Consider the following 16,817-nt stretch of genomic DNA (forward strand, 5'->3'; position numbering starts at 1 on the left):
TTGTTCCTAACCCCCCAATGATTTAGGCGGCGTAATTACGATACGCTCACCATCAAATTCCATCGTTGCCTTGTCTGTAATATTGAGAGCATTCAAATACTCCTTAGGAACCTGCAGCCGACCTACGCGGTCGACTACAACATAAGCTTCATGAACGGCTTGAAGTCCTTTGCCTGTATGCTGTTCCTCACCTCCACCCGGAATCATATTCGGGTTACGTTTAATAAACTCTGTACTCGTTAATCCATCACGTATGGCGACTACACGATCGACTTTGCCTGCTAACGTCAAATCATGGGTAACGATAACGATTGTAATGCCAATCTCACGGTTCAGCTTGCGGAATATGCCCATGATCAGATCAGAGGTAGCTGTATCTACCGAGCCCGTAGGCTCATCGGCAAGGAGAAGCCTAGGACGGTTGCATAGCGAGATCGCAATGGCGACACGCTGCTGCTCACCGCCTGACAGCTGATGGAGCTTGTTGTACATTCTCTCCTTGAGTCCTACCCATTCTAGAAGCTGCTTCGCATAGGCGCGATCAACCTTGCCGGATAGCATCATCGGCATTTCAACATTCTCAAGCGCCGTTAAATACGGAAGCAAATTTCTTGCGTTATTTTGCCAGATGAAGCCAACGGTTTCCCGTTTGTACTTAACCAGCTCTTCCTCTGTAATTTTGAGCAAATTCCAAGGTCCTACGGTCACCGTACCAGCAGATGGATGATCCAGCCCGCCGAGAATGTTGAGCAGTGTAGACTTCCCGCTGCCGCTGTTGCCGATAATGGCCATCAGCTCGCCATCCTCTACCTTCAAATTAAGCCCCTGCAGAGCGACAACCTCTAGTTCGTCTGTTTTGTATATTTTGACAAGTCCTTCGCAATCGATCATAGATGCTACCGCTCCTCTCCCATTTTGACCGCTTGATGTACCTTAAGCCTGCGGATATGCAGGAGAAGCAGCGCAGCTCCAGTCAGCATCATGAAGCCTACTACAAAATACAGCTGCATCGTATCCTTCGAATCGAACACGACGCGGAATGGTGGGACGGTATCTGCTACATTCTCTGCTGTCTGCAGGAATGGAAGGAAGAGTATACTCGTTACTTTACCAATCAGCACCCCAAGCCCAATAGACAGCCCTGCAGTGAACAGCTGTTCTAGCAGCAGCATGCCAGTCAATTGCTTGCGTGACAGTCCCATTGCTCTTAGCACACCGAACTGTACAACACGACCCGATAGGTTGAAGAACCAATAGAGCACATAACCGGTCAATGTGACAATGACGGATACGAGGAAGCCTAGGCTTAGAATACCGAATACGCCGCCCCTAGTCGGGTGCTTCCCTTGTGTAATTAGCTCTGTGCGAACGTCCTTGACAGTGGCTAGATCGATACCATTCTTCTGCAGCTCCTCGATGATTGGAGCCACCTTGGCATCCGGCTTCATCTTCAGCCACACCTCATAAGGAATAATCGGAAGCTGGTCATATATATAATCCAGATTCGTAATGATAAACGGTGATTGATCCGGGTATTGACTCGGCCAATACGGCAATATGCCGACGATGACGAAGTCAAGCATCCCTTCCGGGAATCCTACAGAAATTAAGTCACCTGTCTTGAGTTGGAATTTCTCTGCAACCTTCGATGGAATAAGTGCGGCTTGCTCATACATGCCTAGGTTATTCAAGTAATAATAAGGATGCTGCGGGAACAGATCATTACGGAACCAGGCTACCTTTGAGAAATCAACATTATCGATTCCCATAACTGTCCCCTGACCAATCGATTTGCCCGATACGACGACATTGCCTTTGGTCTGCAGCACGCGCGCGGCTGCTTCAACACCCTCAAGCTTACGGAACACCTCGAATGGAGGCTCACTATACAGAATGCGGCTTGGTACGGTCTGACCGCCGCCACCTGCACCGCCACCTGCACCACCTCCAGCACCGCCGCCAGATCCGCCTGAACCGCCAGATCCACCATTGCCACCGCCGTTACCGCCACTGCCTCCTCCGTTATTACCGCCTGTATTCGTAATCTCAGGCGTGCCCTCCCACACAGAGGTGATAATAACGTCAGAGCCGTATTTGTACAACGTTCGTTCTGTTGAATTCAGTTCAATTGTTCTTGCCGCAGATGCATTATATACGCCAAGACCAAGCGTTAGAATCAGTAGAATCATAAGTGGGTAATACCCCTTGGAAGACCGTGACAACTGGGTTAGCGTCAAATACAAAGGTACCGGCAGGAACCGACGCCCGAGCCAATTGAACAGCTTCAGCAGCCAAGGGAATAACCTGAGACACACGAGCCCAAGCGCAAAGATAGAAAGCGCGGGCACGAAGAACAGGAATGGCTGTACATTCAGCTGATCGGTAGTCATTCCCGTCTGGAAGGTCAGCATTTGTCGTTCATTGAACATATACCAGCCGTAACCAGCTGCTCCCAGAAGCAGAACATCCAGGAACCAGCGCTGCCAGAATGGACTGCGGTCCGAGCGAGCAAGATCTCTCTTGTAACTGACGATTGATGACCTTGCATAGATGACTGCCGGGATAATCGTCGACAGAAGCGCTAGCAATACAGCCGCGCCGCCGGCAATAATCGCATCAGTCGAGAAGCCGATTGGTATCGATTTGCGATTGACGAAGGATAGGAAGCCGTTAGCAGAACCGATGCTCTTAGCCATAAACCATCCGATTAACGGACCGATAACAATCGCAACCCCGCCAAGCAGCAGCCCTTCTAATAAATAAATCCAAATAATCTGTCTTGTTCCTGCGCCTCTGCTTCGCAATACCGCGATGTCACTGCGCTGTTTATCCAAGGATTGGCGTGCATTCATAGCGATGAAGTAAAACACCATTGCGATCATTGGCGCTGCGAGAGTGAACAGCAGTGTCTGCAGCTGCAAGCTCTGCTTCTTGAACTCATTGAGCGTAGATGCGAATGAAATTTCGACCTTCGTATCCTTGAGCTTCTGATACAGCTCAATGTTCAAGCGCTCAAGCGTACGGCCAAGCGGTGACAGCTGGCTCGTCTGGATCTCAGAAAGATTAAATGCATAATACCAGCTGGCGTTATTAATCGGAATTCCTGCTTTCTCCATCAATGCAGTAGAGAAAGTTGATTCACTTATCTGGAGTGTATTCATCAGGCCTTCCAGCCCTTGATACCAATAAGGATCTGTATCGTTTAGCGGCTTAACAGCACCGACGATTTTGACGCGCAGCGTCAAATCAAGTCCACCATACACTGGATATTCGAATACATCACCGATATGAATATCGTTGCGGTACATTGCATCCTCAATCATGACTGCTTCCAGCAGATCTCCGTCTCCAGCCTCTTTGTTGAACCAGCGGCCTTGTGCCAGCTCCGTTTTCTCCTCAATACCAGACATAGACATAATCGTCAATTGACGACTGCGACTAGCATCTACCTTCGTGGAATCCTCAGGTATGACGTCAGCACTACGGATAGAGTAGCTTTTCACATAGGTGTCATATGGAAACCCGATTTCACTTGGTACTTCATCTTTAATATATTGACTGACCTGATTAAGCGACGGGAGATCGGTCTTGGCCGCCCCAGGCGATTGATAACGCATTAGCAAGGAGCCTGCTGGAAGCCCAGTGCTCTTCTGCTGCAGCGTCTCAGCTACAACGCGTTTCAATGCTCCGTCCGCATACATTGGAATACTGGTGGCAAATGCTACTGCAAGGGTTAGCCCTGCCAGTGTGCTAAGCGTCAACCACCTCGTATTCCACATCTTGCGGAATATAAATCGAAACAGTGGTATTCCCATAGGTTATCGACCTACTACTTTCTGCCCCGGCGTCAGCCCCTGCACAATTTCAACCTGAGTTGCGGTCTGCTGTCCGACTTCTACATCCACCTCTCGTTTGCCGTCTGCATCAACGACCTGCACATAGGTTCGCGAGCCGATTGAGCGTAATGCAGATGGCGGAATCACAACCACATTTTCTTTTCTGTTCGTAATAATGCTTATCGAAATAGGAGTATTGCGTGTTAAATTTTTAGGCATATCCTTGATGTCTACAATAAGGAAATCCTCAGGACGCTCCTTCTCCGGCTCACCATTGCCACCGCCATTGTTGCCGCCTGATTGGTCAGTACCTGCAACCGGAAGAACCTTTACTGTTCCGTTGAATTTGCCAGCACTGCCGAAATCAGCGACGATCGGCATGCCAACGGCTACCTTCGCCAGCTCATCCTTGCTTAATTTCGCTGCAGGCGATAGCTTGCTTGTATCTGCGATAACCGCAATAGGGGCATATGCTTTGATTGCGTCGCCCTTCTTCACATTCAAGGTAACGATCGTTCCACTGAATGGAGCTTTGAGAACCGCCTTGCCAAGCTCCGCCTCCAGATCGGAGATTTCCTGTTTCTTCTCTTCAAAGGCAATCGACAACCCCTCGAATTCAATCGGGTCCATCTCATCCTTGCCGCGAAGAGTCTCCTTCATCGTCGCTTCTTCCTTGCGGAAGGCTAAGCGCTTGTTGCGGAGATCCCGTGTCATTAAGTCAACATCCAGCTCACCGATCGTTTGACCGGCTTCAACCTTGTCACCCAATTTCACATTGAGCTCCTTCAGATGCTGACCATCAAGCGTGAAATAGATGGTCTCCTCTTGAAGGGACAAGAGCTTCCCAATTACTTGTACCTTAGTCTCCAGTGTCGCCGTAGTAACTTCATATTCTGGCTTCTTGGATATTTGCGGCGGTGCGATGGAAGGCAGAACCTCCTCTTCATCCTCGTCCGGCAGCAGCGAGCAGCCACTCGCGAATAATAAAGATGCAGATAGCAATATAACAGCGGAATGTTTAAATAAACTTCCCGTCAACCATTTCATAGACATGATCGGCAACCTCCAAAATTGTAGGATCGTGTGTAGTCATACAAATCGTAACTTCCTCTGTACGGATAATATTCTGGAAAACCGCCATAATTTGAGCGGACATATTCGAATCGAGCTCCGCCGTCGGCTCATCCGCTAATAGCAGAATTGGCTTATGTGCAATGGCCTTGGCAATAGCAACACGCTGCTGCTCACCGCCTGACAGCTCGAAGGGACGGTGATGCATCCGTTTCTCCAGCCCTACAAGCTCCATGCAATGAGCAACACGCTCCTTCCATTGGCCCCGAGGGGTTCCGGCCATTCGCAGCGACAGCTCCACATTCTCCCATGCAGACAGTAACGGCATCAGCGCGAATGCTTGAAAGATAAATCCCATTTCTTTACGTCTTATTAACGTTCGATCATTGTCACTCAGCTTGTGGAAGGCTCTTCCATTGAACCATATTTCTCCTTTACTTGGTGTATCCAGCCCTCCCAGGCAATTGAGCAGCGTTGTCTTGCCAGAGCCTGATCTGCCGCGAAGCATGACGAGCTGATTAGCCTTAAGCTCCATATCGAGCCCCTTCAATACACGCAGCGGCGCACCTCCTGCTTGGAAAGTACGCTCCACACTCACCACAGAAAGTAACTTACCATTATGTAATTCTTCTTCAGCCCGTTGCCCGTCCTTTTTCTTTGTTTTCCCTATAAATGCTGCCATGAACGGTTGCAATACCTCCCCTATCTCTTTCATAATTCTCATTGTCTAACGTTAGACGTACCATGTATGCAAAAAGTTACACACTTTAACATTAATTTCACCAAAAATTTCTTTTGTCAGCTTCCTTAGCACAAAAACAAAAACTGAACCCGTTAAGCCCTTTACGGGTTCATCGAATTCAGTTCTATGAATATCCCTTTATTTCACTTTAAAATGGGAGATAACGCGATTGAGCTCCCCTACAATTTGATCCAAATGCTTAGCAGAAGAGGAGATATTGTCCATTAGGGCCAACTGCTCTTCTGTTGCTGCAGCGACACTCTCTGTCTTCTCCAGATTCCTCGATGCTGCTGAAGCCGATTGCTCAATCGAGGCAGATACTTCCTCAGAGCTTGCCGACATTTGCTCCGTTATAGCCGCATTCTCTTGAAGCTGACTTGTCATCTGATTAACCGATGCAGCAATTCCTGTTAGACTCTGTTGGACTTCTTTCACTCTATCGCTGCCTGCCTCGACTTCCCTCATCGTTGCATTCATGTAGACAGATGCTCCAGCAATTTCATTCTGTGTCTCCACAACCAGCTGATGAATGCCTTGTGCAGATTCAAGCGAACCTGCAGCAAGCTTACGAATCTCTTCAGCAACAACTGCGAAGCCTCTGCCATGCTCCCCTGCCCGTGCAGCCTCAATAGAAGCGTTAAGCGACAAAATATTCGTCTGATTCGCGAAGGCGGTAATATTCTCTGTTATGGTTCCGATCTCTTGGGAACGATTCTCCAGTGTTCCTATTACTTCTGACAGCTTATCCATAGCTTGCTTCACCTGCAGCATTTGCTCAACTAGCTGCTCCAGATACACATTCCCTTGGTTCGTCTCGCTTGAGGTATCATTGGAATGATCCGCAAGTGCAGAGGTATTCTCAGCAATTCTTTGAATACCGACGGCCATCTCTTCAATTGCTTTGGCTACCTCTTCTGCTCCTCTTGCTTGCAGCTCCGAGCTGCTGGAAACCTCCTGAATGTTATGCGCCACATGCTCAGAGGCTGCTGCTGACTCCTCCGATGCCGTAGATAGCTGCTGAGAAGATTGACGAACTTCCGTAGCATTGGCAGCAATGTCAGATATCAATTGCTTTGTCGCTTCAATCATATGGTCAACCGAGCGCGATATATCTCCAAGCTCATCCTTACTATATTTCTCACTAGGTATGGCGGTCAGATCACCCTCCGCCACCATCTTTGTTTTGCGCATTATGCCGCCAACATTACTCATAATGACTTTTGACAAATAGATAATAAGAACGCTCAACAGCACGATGATTCCCGCTAACCCTATCATTATCGAGTTTCTAGTCTCATTATATTGCTCATAGTTCAGATCAATCTGTTCTTGTGCATACAGCTCCAGCATATCCCCAATGTCATCTAGTCCCGCTCTTGCTGCCGTGAACATATCGAACATTTGCTGACTATTCATCGAGACATTGGAGCCAGAAGCGCTCTGCATCACCACTTCCGTCCATTTGGAGAAATCAATGGTGAATTGTTCAGAAACTTCTCTAATCGTTGCCTCAGATTCACCGAAGGTAAGATCCATAATATGATTCTCCTCAGCAATCTTCCCAGCCTCAGTAAGTCGGTCAGAAGCTTCTTGAATATTAGTTGTCAGCACCTCGTTCCATTTGGCCTTGTCAGCTTCACTTAATTGGCCTGACTCCAGAAATTGATAAGCTGAATAAGCTTGATATAGATCACGATCGGCATTCAACACTAGTGAGGACGTTCGGCTTGCCGTCTCGTATATACCAGCTACCATGCGATCCAGATTCTTCTTTATTTCACCTACCAAAAAAAGATTTGAAGCACAATAAATGACTAATGGTATTGCCCCGACAATAGCTAGTTTGATTTTTAAGTTAAATCTCATTTTTATATTCCGCCCCTTTGTCCTGCTGCTCTCATCGTTTTCTACTAATTTATATCGGATGAGCGGAACGAAAAAAAGATACCTATCATACATTTTACAATTTTTTTGTCGAATTCTTTGTATATAACAAAGAGAAGCAAGCCATCTTATCCGGATAGCTTGCTTCTTACTAGTATTTATATGGGATCTACTTACCGAAAGCTTGTGGGTCTTGACGCCATGCTTGCAGAGTATCTACATCTGCACTCTGCACTTTGCCCATCTCAACTGCTGCTTGAATGAGCTCCGTATAGTTAGATAGGGTTTCTAATGGCATGTTCTCGGCAGCGAATGCGTTAATCGCTTGGTCGAATTGATAAGTGAAGATTGCCAGTACAGACAGCACCTCTGCGCCTGCCTCACGTACAGCAAGACCAGCTTTCAATGAGCTTCCTCCTGTGGAGATCAGATCCTCGATGACTACAACCTTCTGACCAGGAACAATACGCCCCTCAATCTGATTCTGCTTGCCATGGCCTTTGGCTTTATCACGAATGTAAGCCATAGGCAGGTTCAGCTTTTGAGCAACCCAAGCTGCGTGAGGAATACCTGCAGTAGATGTACCAGCAATAACATCTACATCCGAATAACGCTCCTTAATAACTGCCGCAAAACCATCAGCGATCAGCTCGCGAATTTGCGGATAAGCCATCGTTAAGCGATTATCGCAATAAATGGGTGACTTGATACCAGAGGTCCATGTAAAAAGATCATTCGGACGAAGTGCTACCGCCTCTATCTCAAGCAATTTGGTTGCGATCTCACGCGGCAAGCTAGTCAATGTCACTTCACTCATCTTAGATCATCTCCTCAATAATTGATTCCAATGCAGCACGTGGATCAGCTGCTGCTGTAATTGGACGGCCGATTACCATATAATCAGTTCCTTGGTTCAGCGCATCTCTAGGTGTCATAATACGTGATTGGTCGTTAGCTGCTGCCCAGCTTGGACGAATGCCAGGTGTTACTGTCTGGAAGGCTGCACCGCATGCAGCTTTGATCGCTTCAACCTCAACAGGTGAAGCAACTACGCCGTCAAGTCCTGCTTGCTTGGCAAGCTTCGCATAATGCAGAACAGCATCCTCAACCGTGCCCGCAATGTTAATCTCATTGTTAAGTACAGTAAGGCTTGTGCTCGTAAGCTGCGTTACAGCAATAACGGTTGGTTTATTCTGTCCAGTGCTTAATGCTGCTTCCACGCCTTCAAGCGCTGCTTCCATCATGGCAGAGCCACCCGCAGCATGGATGTTGAACATGTCTACACCAAGCTTCGTAACACTGCCCGCCCCGCCTTTAACGGTATTCGGAATATCATGCATTTTTACATCAAGAAAAACCCGGTAGCCCTTCTGCTTCAAGCTTTCCACGAAGGGCTGACCAGCCGCATAGAACAGCTGCATGCCTACCTTCATGTAACAAGGTATTCCTTGCAGCTCATTCAGCAGATGCTCGGCAGAAGCCGCATCGGCATAGTCAAGCGCGACCATTACTCGTCCTGCTGCTTGCTCTCGTGTCAGTCCCATAATATGACCGTCCTCCTTTTTTAACCCGTTTCCGTAATAAACGGCCATACGCCGGCTTCGCCAAGTGAGCCTGAAGGCTCGTATTGGCGAAGCAACCGGCGCTGGCCGTGCTTCCTAATTCTATTTCTGTTGTAGAACTGGCATTGCGCGTGACGAGAAGTTAATCGTCTCAAGCATCCGCAGCAGCGCGCGCACTGTATCAAGTGATGTCATACATACGACGCCATTCTCAACTGCTTCACGACGAATCCGGAAGCCATCGCGTTCAGGCGTTTTGCCTTTTGTCAGCGTGTTAACAACAATGTTAACCTCGCCTTCGCGAATCATGTCCAGAATGTTAGGTGAGCCTTCGCTCAGCTTGTTGACCGTCGTAACGATCATGCCTGCTTCTTGCAGAGTTGTAGCTGTTCCGCCAGTCGCCATAATTTTGTAGCCGATATTGTAGAAGCCTCTCAGCAATTCAGTCGCTTCTTCTTTATCTTTGTCTGCTACCGTTGCAATAATCGTTCCTGTCATCGGAATGCGCATACCTGCACCAATTAGACCTTTGTACAACGCTTTAGCGTATTGCTCGTCACGTCCCATAACCTCACCCGTCGATTTCATCTCTGGAGTCAGTGTTGGGTCAACGCGGCGCAGTTTCGCGAAGGAGAATACAGGTACTTTGACCGATACGTAGTTATCTTCCGGCCATAGGCCATCTACATAACCAAGCTCAGCAAGCTTCGTGCCGAGAATCGCTTTGGTAGCAAGGTTCGCCATCGGCAGGTTCGTTACTTTGCTTAGGAACGGAACCGTACGTGATGAGCGCGGGTTAACCTCGATAACATATACTTTTTCGTTATGAATAACGAATTGAATATTGACAAGTCCGATGACCTTCAATGCTTTGGCAATGTTGATAGTAATGTCCACGATCTGCTGCTTAATATCGTCAGACAGCGATTGTGGCGGATATACCGCAATGGAGTCACCGGAGTGAACACCAGCACGCTCGATATGCTCCATTATTCCAGGAATAAGGACAGTATCGCCATCACAGATCGCATCTACCTCTGCTTCCTTGCCGAGCATGTAGCGGTCAATCAGAACCGGATGCTCCGGATTGATTTTAACAGCTATTTCCATATAACCGAGAAGCTCTTCATCGGAGTATACGATTTCCATAGCGCGTCCACCAAGTACATAAGATGGACGAACCAGAACCGGATAACCCAGCTTCTGCGCTGTTGCAACTGCTTGATCAACAGAAGTTACTGTGCTGCCGTCAGGCTGAGCAATGTTCAGACCCCGAAGCAATGCTTCGAACTTCTTGCGGTCCTCGGCTGCATCGATGCTCTCGAGGCTTGAACCGAGAATGCGCACACCAGCTTTTGTAAGTGGAGCCGCAAGGTTGATCGCTGTTTGTCCACCGAATTGAACGATAACGCCTATCGGCTTCTCTTGCTCAATAACATTCATAACATCCTCGAAGAACAATGGTTCGAAGTACAGTCGGTCAGAAGTACTGAAATCTGTCGATACTGTCTCTGGGTTGTTATTGATGATTACCGCTTCGTATCCTGCATTCTGAATCGCCCATACGGCGTGTACAGTTGAGTAGTCGAACTCGATACCTTGACCGATACGAATCGGACCAGAACCGAGAACAAGCACTTTCTCTTTGCTTGATTGTGTTACTTCATTCTCTACTTCATAAGTGGAATAGTAATATGGTGTAGTTGCTTCAAATTCAGCTGCGCAAGTATCAACCATTTTGTATACCGGATTGATGCTAAGCTCTTTACGGAACTTACGAATATCATGCTCGTTCGTATAGCTTCCGTTAGGGAAACCTTCTGAGCGAATTTCAGCAATAGAGCGGTCCGAGAAGCCTTTGCGCTTCGCTTCATACAGCGTTTCGCGAGTTAGGGTAGCTTCTGAGCGAATCCGAGCTTCGAACTGGATGATGGACTCGATTTTGTCTAGGAACCACCAGTCAATCTTCGTAATATCTTGAATCTCCTGCAGTGCATAACCGCGTCTGAAAGCTTCAGCAACGAGGAACATGCGCTCGTCGTCCGGCTTCTCCATGCGATAGCGAAGTACGGAATCTTCAAGTGAAGAAGCTTCTTTCAAGTGAATGCGATGTGCACCAATCTCAAGCGAACGAACCGCTTTGTGAATCGATTCCTCGAAGGTACGTCCGATAGCCATAACTTCGCCTGTCGCTTTCATTTGCGTTCCAAGCTTACGGTTCGCGTTCACGAACTTGTCGAAAGGCCAGCGTGGAATTTTTGATACGATGTAATCAAGCGTAGGCTCGAACATCGCATAAGTTTGACCTGTTACTGGGTTAACCAGCTCATCAAGTGTATAGCCAACTGCGATTTTAGCAGCCATCTTAGCAATTGGATAGCCAGTTGCTTTGGAAGCAAGTGCAGACGAACGACTTACACGTGGATTTACTTCGATAACATAATATTGGAAGCTGAACGGATCAAGCGCGAACTGTACGTTACAGCCGCCTTCGATGTTCAGGGCACGAATAATTTTCAATGATGCCGAGCGAAGCATTTGATATTCACGGTCAGACAATGTTTGTGAAGGAGCTACTACGATACTGTCGCCAGTATGTACGCCGACTGGATCGAAGTTCTCCATGTTGCAGACAACGATACAGTTGTCGTTCGCATCACGCATAACTTCATATTCGACTTCCTTCATGCCCGCAATCGATTTCTCGATCAAACATTGGTTGATCGGAGAGTAACGAATACCGGAAGCAACTGTCTCCAGCAATTCCTCTTCGTTAGCGCAAATACCGCCACCTGTTCCACCCAGCGTGTAAGCAGGACGAACGATGATTGGGTACCCGATCTCATTAGCGAATTGTACAGCAGCCTCAACTGTTGTTACAATCTCGCTCTCAGGTACAGGCTGTTCCAGTTCACGCATCAGATCACGGAATAGATCACGATCCTCCGCTTTCTCGATAGCTGTAAGCTGAGTTCCTAGCAGCTTCACATTCTCGCTCTCCAGAACGCCTGCGCGAGCAAGCTCAACCGCCATGTTAAGACCCGTTTGTCCACCAAGAGTCGGAAGCAAACCATCCGGACGCTCTTGGCGAATAATTTGTGATACGAAGTCGAGCGTAATTGGCTCAATATATACTTTATCAGCCATATTCGTGTCTGTCATAATTGTGGCTGGGTTACTGTTAATCAGAACGACCTCGTAACCTTCTTCCTTCAACGCTTGGCAAGCTTGTGTGCCTGCGTAATCGAATTCCGCCGCTTGTCCGATAACAATCGGGCCGGAGCCTATTACGAGAATTTTTTTGAGTTCATTATTTTTGGGCATACTGAAGCTCTCCTTTCAACGTTTCAGCCAAAATGGCTTGACGAGGCTTTTGCGGGTTATTTGTCTTGTGCGTGCGGATCATCTCCAGGAACTCATCGAACAAATAACTGGAATCATATGGGCCTGGTGCAGCTTCTGGGTGATATTGTACCGAGAATGCTGGATGAATGTTATGCTTCAGTCCTTCGATCGTACCGTCATTATTGTTAATATGCGTAACCGACAGCTCCGTGCTCTTCACCGTTTCATCCATCACCGTATAGCCATGGTTTTGTGAAGTAACGAAGCAGCGATTCGTTGCCAAATCTTTAACCGGGTGATTACCGCCGCGGTGACCGAACTTCAGTCTCGTTGTGTCTGCGCCGCAAGCCAGTGCGAACAGCTGATGCCCAAGACAGATACCGAAGATAGGATATTCGCCAAGCAGCTCGTTAATCATGGTTACAGCATGTGGAACATCCTTCGGATCCCCAGGGCCATTAGACAGCTGAATGCCGTCCGGCGCAAGCTTACGAATCTCATCAGCTGTTGTGTCATGCGGCACTACGACTACATCACAGCCACGCTTAGTCAATTCACGCAAGATTCCGCTCTTCGCTCCGAAGTCAACAAGAACGATACGCTCTCCATTGCCAGGGCTAGAGAATACATGCTTAGTCGATGTAAGGGCTACTTGATTCGTCATAATTGGTGACAAGCCAAGGCGCTCTTGAAGCTCTTCTACACGCTCGCTGCCTGTCGTTAGAATGCCTTTCATTGTGCCATGATGGCGAAGAATTCTTGTCAGCATCCGTGTATCAATATCGCTGATACCTGGGATGTTGTATTCTTTCAGGAGTTGTCCAAGCGAATATTGCGCGCGCCAATTGCTTGGCGTAGGCTCATGGCGTCTTACGACAAAGCCATGGATAAATGGCCGAATGGATTCGAAATCATCGCGTGAGATACCATAATTCCCGATAAGCGGGTAAGTCATCGTAACAATCTGTCCGCAGTAGGAAGGATCGGATAAAACCTCTTGATAGCCTGTGATCCCTGTATTAAATACAACTTCACCCATCGTTTGCGTCTCAGCACCGAAGGAAAGTCCTGTAAATAATGTTCCGTCTTCCAACAATAATCTAGCTTGCATCCGTTTCACTCCTCAAGTCTTTCGTTTCGCTTCGCCGCCTACATGAGGGGCACAATCCTATATGTTATGCTTACTTCTATTACTCAGCCCAGACAACAGCACCATTCACAATTGTCATTACTGGCCAGCCTTGAAGCTTCCAGCCGCCGAATGGTGTGTTATTGCTCTTAGAAGCAAATGTTGATGGATCTACTTCACGCTCTGTATTCAGCTCGACGATCGTAAGATCGGCTGGTGCGCCTTGCTCCAGTCGTCCAGTCTTAAGACCGAAGACACGTGCCGGCGTTGCCGTCATTCTATCCAACAGGAAGCCAAGTGTCCACTTCCCAGTCAGCACGAATTTCGTGTAGAGCAATGGGAAGGCTGTTTCGAAGCCGACGATACCGAATGGAGCAAGCTCCATTCCGCGAGCTTTTTCCTCTGCGCTATGCGGCGCGTGATCCGTTACGATCATATCGATCGTGCCGTCCTCTAGTCCTTCAATCACAGCCTGCACATCGCGCGGCGTGCGCAGCGGCGGATTCATTTTCCAATTCGAGTCGAACCCTGGAATATCTTCATCCGACAGCAGCAGATGATGCGGACATACCTCAGCTGTTACTTTCACTCCGATCTGCTTCGCAAGGCGAATCAGTCGAACCGATTGTTCCGTGCTGACGTGGCAGACGTGGTAGTGAACACCAGTTGCCTCTGCGAGCAGAATATCACGTCCTACATGAATTGCTTCGGATTCATTCGGGATCCCTTTGAGTCCATGCTTGCGGGAGAATGCTCCTTCGCTGACGAAGCCGCCAACTACTAGGGTATCATCCTCGCAGTGAGCGATAATCGGCATGTTCATCGATTGCGCAAGCGTCATCGCATCCTTCATCATTTGGGCATTTTGCACACCAACACCATCATCCGTAAATCCGATTGCGCCGGCTTCCTTAAGGGCTGCGAAATCCGTCAGCTCACGTCCAAGCTCATTCTTCGTAATAGAGGCATAAGGCAGAACCTTTACAATGCCTTCTTTTTCATTTTTGTCCAAAATGTATTTGATGGTCTCTGGAGTATCGATAACCGGACGCGTGTTCGGCATGCAAGCGATCGTTGTGAATCCACCTTTGGCAGCTGATCTCGTGCCTGTCGCGATATCCTCTTTATGTTCGAATCCAGGATCTCTTAGGTGAACATGCATATCGATAAATCCTGCAGAGATCAGCTTGCCTTCTGCGTCAATCACTTCAGCTGAACCCGTGTCAGGGTTAGTTGCTCCATCTACCAGCTCGGCGATTATACCGTCTTCCAGCCTTATGTGCTGTTTCTGAACACTTCCAGAGGCTTCGTTCCATACGCTACCGTTCATAATCCATAATGACATTGTTTGTTCACCCTCCGAATTTATTCAGCCTGTTGTCCTACTATAAAGTATTGTACACAATTAAGTAAGGGCCCGTTCGACGACAGCCATACGTATCGGCACGCCATTCTCCATTTGTTTGAAAATCCGTGATTGTGGAGCCTCCACCAGCTCATCATCGATCTCCACATTCCGGTTAATCGGTGCCGGGTGCATAATAATCGCATGGTCAGCAATCCGGCTAGCGCGATCAACAGTTAACCCATAATGCTCTCTGTAGCTCTCAGCCGAGTTCAGCATTCCACTCTCATGGCGTTCAAGCTGAACCCGAAGCATCATGATAACGTCTGATTTAAGCGCCTCCTCCATGCTTACGTAAGGAGCATCAAGCTCTGGAGCTTGCATATTAGGCGGTGCGCAGAATCGAACCTCAGCCCCCATCTGACGCAATGCCCACAGATTCGAGCGAGCTACACGGCTGTGAAGAATGTCACCAATGATGGAGACCGTCAAGCCATTTAAGTGTCCAAAATGATTGCGCATCGTGTACATATCCAGCAGTGCTTGTGTCGGATGCTCGTTATTGCCATCACCTGCGTTAATCAGCGGAACCTTGATTTTAGTTGCAAGCTCTGCCAATACCCCGATCGGCTTCAATCTTATGATGCCTACGTCAATGCCCATTGACTCTAACGTTCTTACTGTATCGTAGATGGATTCTCCCTTTTGCACACTGGACACCGCAGCTGAGAAGTTAAGCACTTCAGCCCCGAGTCTCTTCTCAGCTACTTCAAAGGAGAATCTTGTTCTTGTACTGTTCTCAAAAAATATATTAGCTGCGAACTTACCCTGCATGACTGTGTGTGTCTTCGTAGAATGCTGCTCGTAATAAGCAGCCCTATTCAAGATGGATTCAATCTCATCCTTGCCAAGATCCTTAAGCCCGAGCAAACTCCGTTGTTTCAACTGTGTCACTGTCATCCGGCTTGCCCCCTCTGATGTATGATATTAACTTGATCCAATGTATCGATTTCGGTCAGCAGCACGGATATTTCCTCCTGCTTGGAGGTAGGGATGTTCTTCCCTACATAATCGGGACGAATCGGAAGCTCGCGGTGGCCTCTGTCGACCAGCACAGCAAGCTGTATACTCTGCGGTCTGCCGCAATCCATCAGTGCGTCCATTGCAGCCCGAATCGTTCTTCCTGTGTACAGGACATCGTCGCATAGAATGATGCGTTTGTCTTCAATCATGAACGGCTCACCGTCCAGATCTCCGATTGCTGCTGCGATCTCGATATTCGTCTCTATTCCGATCTTGCGATCATCGCGGTAAGAAGTAATGTCCAGCTCTCTTACTTCCACCGGCTTTCCCTCGATGTCACGGATACGATCCGCAATCCGTCTGGCCAAATAAATACCTCTTGTCCGAATGCCAATCAGAACACAGTTGTCAATTCCTTTGTTCTTCTCCACAATTTCATGGGCTATACGTGTGAGCGCTCGCCGAATTGCTGTTTCATCCATTAAGACTAGATACTCATCTTCCGCCATTCCATTGCCTCCCATCCGTTCCACCATTCCAACCATTCAAGCGCGTCATACACAAGGTTTTCGCAAAAAAAAGCTCCTTGCTAATGAACGCAAGGAGCCTGAAATCAATCTCACGCAGAGGCTTTAATCCAATCTCCGCTATCCCAGCAGGATGCGGCTCAATTGGTATCCTATTCTACGCTTGACTGATTCGTTATTCACGCTACCTTGCCAGCCTCACAGGGCTGAGTTAAAGGTTCTGCCATATATCAATAGAATTATCCCACGTTCGACAAAAGTTGTCAAGGCTTCGAGCCCAATTAATCAGCTTCACAGCGCCTTTCTTCCAGATTCTCCAATATTATCATATTACCTGCTCTTCATAGATTTAT

General features: G+C 48.0%; 12 protein-coding genes. All 12 read right to left on the reverse strand.

Annotated elements, in window-relative coordinates; translation table 11 throughout:
* Positions 1–6 precede the first annotated feature (6 nt).
* Positions 7–891, reverse strand: coding sequence for an ABC transporter ATP-binding protein (locus AC6ESP_RS15960; RefSeq protein ID WP_497097716.1), 885 nt, complete (start codon positions 889–891; stop codon positions 7–9).
* Positions 892–896: 5 nt separating this feature from the next.
* Positions 897–3,815 carry an FtsX-like permease family protein gene (locus tag AC6ESP_RS15965; RefSeq protein ID WP_497097717.1) on the reverse strand — a complete coding sequence of 973 codons (2,919 nt, stop codon included), beginning with the start codon at positions 3,813–3,815 and terminating at the stop codon, positions 897–899.
* 3 nt (positions 3,816–3,818) lie between these two features.
* Positions 3,819–4,889: an efflux RND transporter periplasmic adaptor subunit gene (locus AC6ESP_RS15970; protein WP_497097718.1), complete on the reverse strand. Its 1,071-nt coding sequence runs from the start codon at positions 4,887–4,889 to the stop codon at positions 3,819–3,821.
* Complete coding sequence (locus tag AC6ESP_RS15975; protein WP_497097719.1) at positions 4,855–5,589, reverse strand: ABC transporter ATP-binding protein; 735 nt, start codon at positions 5,587–5,589, stop codon at positions 4,855–4,857. Before AC6ESP_RS15975 ends, AC6ESP_RS15970 begins: the two co-directional genes overlap by 35 nt.
* Positions 5,590–5,787: 198 nt before the next feature.
* Positions 5,788–7,515, reverse strand: a complete 1,728-nt coding sequence (locus AC6ESP_RS15980; RefSeq protein ID WP_497097720.1) for a methyl-accepting chemotaxis protein — start codon at positions 7,513–7,515, stop codon at positions 5,788–5,790.
* A gap of 187 nt (positions 7,516–7,702) precedes the next feature.
* A complete protein-coding gene (gene pyrE, locus AC6ESP_RS15985; protein ID WP_497097721.1) occupies positions 7,703–8,350 on the reverse strand; it encodes an orotate phosphoribosyltransferase in 648 nt (215 codons plus the stop codon).
* Between the two features lies 1 nt (position 8,351).
* Positions 8,352–9,077 (reverse strand): orotidine-5'-phosphate decarboxylase, encoded by a 726-nt coding sequence (gene pyrF / locus AC6ESP_RS15990; RefSeq protein WP_497097722.1) that lies wholly within the window; start codon positions 9,075–9,077, stop codon positions 8,352–8,354.
* Between the two features lie 120 nt (positions 9,078–9,197).
* A complete protein-coding gene (carB, locus tag AC6ESP_RS15995; protein ID WP_497097723.1) occupies positions 9,198–12,419 on the reverse strand; it encodes a carbamoyl-phosphate synthase large subunit in 3,222 nt (1,073 codons plus the stop codon).
* A complete protein-coding gene (locus tag AC6ESP_RS16000) occupies positions 12,406–13,551 on the reverse strand; it encodes a carbamoyl phosphate synthase small subunit (protein ID WP_497097724.1) in 1,146 nt (381 codons plus the stop codon). Before AC6ESP_RS16000 ends, carB begins: the two co-directional genes overlap by 14 nt.
* A gap of 79 nt (positions 13,552–13,630) precedes the next feature.
* The gene (pyrC, locus tag AC6ESP_RS16005) at positions 13,631–14,914 is read right to left on the reverse strand and encodes a dihydroorotase (RefSeq protein WP_497097725.1); all 1,284 of its coding nucleotides are present in this window, start codon (positions 14,912–14,914) and stop codon (positions 13,631–13,633) included.
* A 60-nt stretch (positions 14,915–14,974) separates the two neighbouring features.
* Positions 14,975–15,874: an aspartate carbamoyltransferase catalytic subunit gene (locus AC6ESP_RS16010; protein ID WP_497097726.1), complete on the reverse strand. Its 900-nt coding sequence runs from the start codon at positions 15,872–15,874 to the stop codon at positions 14,975–14,977.
* Positions 15,871–16,446, reverse strand: coding sequence for a bifunctional pyr operon transcriptional regulator/uracil phosphoribosyltransferase PyrR (gene pyrR / locus AC6ESP_RS16015; RefSeq protein WP_497097727.1), 576 nt, complete (start codon positions 16,444–16,446; stop codon positions 15,871–15,873). Before pyrR ends, AC6ESP_RS16010 begins: the two co-directional genes overlap by 4 nt.
* Between the last annotated feature and the right edge of the window lie 371 nt (positions 16,447–16,817).

The organism is Paenibacillus xinjiangensis (genome assembly GCF_059686975.1).

What these genes read in the sequence shown, in the direction of transcription:
- AC6ESP_RS15960 (WP_497097716.1), bottom strand. Translation starts at nt 891, where the DNA reads ATGATCGATTGCGAAGGACTTGTCAAAATATACAAAACAGACGAACTA.
- AC6ESP_RS15965 (WP_497097717.1), bottom strand. Translation starts at nt 3,815, where the DNA reads ATGGGAATACCACTGTTTCGATTTATATTCCGCAAGATGTGGAATACG.
- AC6ESP_RS15970 (WP_497097718.1), bottom strand. Translation starts at nt 4,889, where the DNA reads ATGTCTATGAAATGGTTGACGGGAAGTTTATTTAAACATTCCGCTGTT.
- AC6ESP_RS15975 (WP_497097719.1), bottom strand. Translation starts at nt 5,589, where the DNA reads ATGGCAGCATTTATAGGGAAAACAAAGAAAAAGGACGGGCAACGGGCT.
- AC6ESP_RS15980 (WP_497097720.1), bottom strand. Translation starts at nt 7,515, where the DNA reads ATGAGATTTAACTTAAAAATCAAACTAGCTATTGTCGGGGCAATACCA.
- pyrE (WP_497097721.1), bottom strand. Translation starts at nt 8,350, where the DNA reads ATGAGTGAAGTGACATTGACTAGCTTGCCGCGTGAGATCGCAACCAAA.
- pyrF (WP_497097722.1), bottom strand. Translation starts at nt 9,077, where the DNA reads ATGGGACTGACACGAGAGCAAGCAGCAGGACGAGTAATGGTCGCGCTT.
- carB (WP_497097723.1), bottom strand. Translation starts at nt 12,419, where the DNA reads ATGCCCAAAAATAATGAACTCAAAAAAATTCTCGTAATAGGCTCCGGC.
- AC6ESP_RS16000 (WP_497097724.1), bottom strand. Translation starts at nt 13,551, where the DNA reads ATGCAAGCTAGATTATTGTTGGAAGACGGAACATTATTTACAGGACTT.
- pyrC (WP_497097725.1), bottom strand. Translation starts at nt 14,914, where the DNA reads ATGTCATTATGGATTATGAACGGTAGCGTATGGAACGAAGCCTCTGGA.
- AC6ESP_RS16010 (WP_497097726.1), bottom strand. Translation starts at nt 15,874, where the DNA reads ATGACAGTGACACAGTTGAAACAACGGAGTTTGCTCGGGCTTAAGGAT.
- pyrR (WP_497097727.1), bottom strand. Translation starts at nt 16,446, where the DNA reads ATGGCGGAAGATGAGTATCTAGTCTTAATGGATGAAACAGCAATTCGG.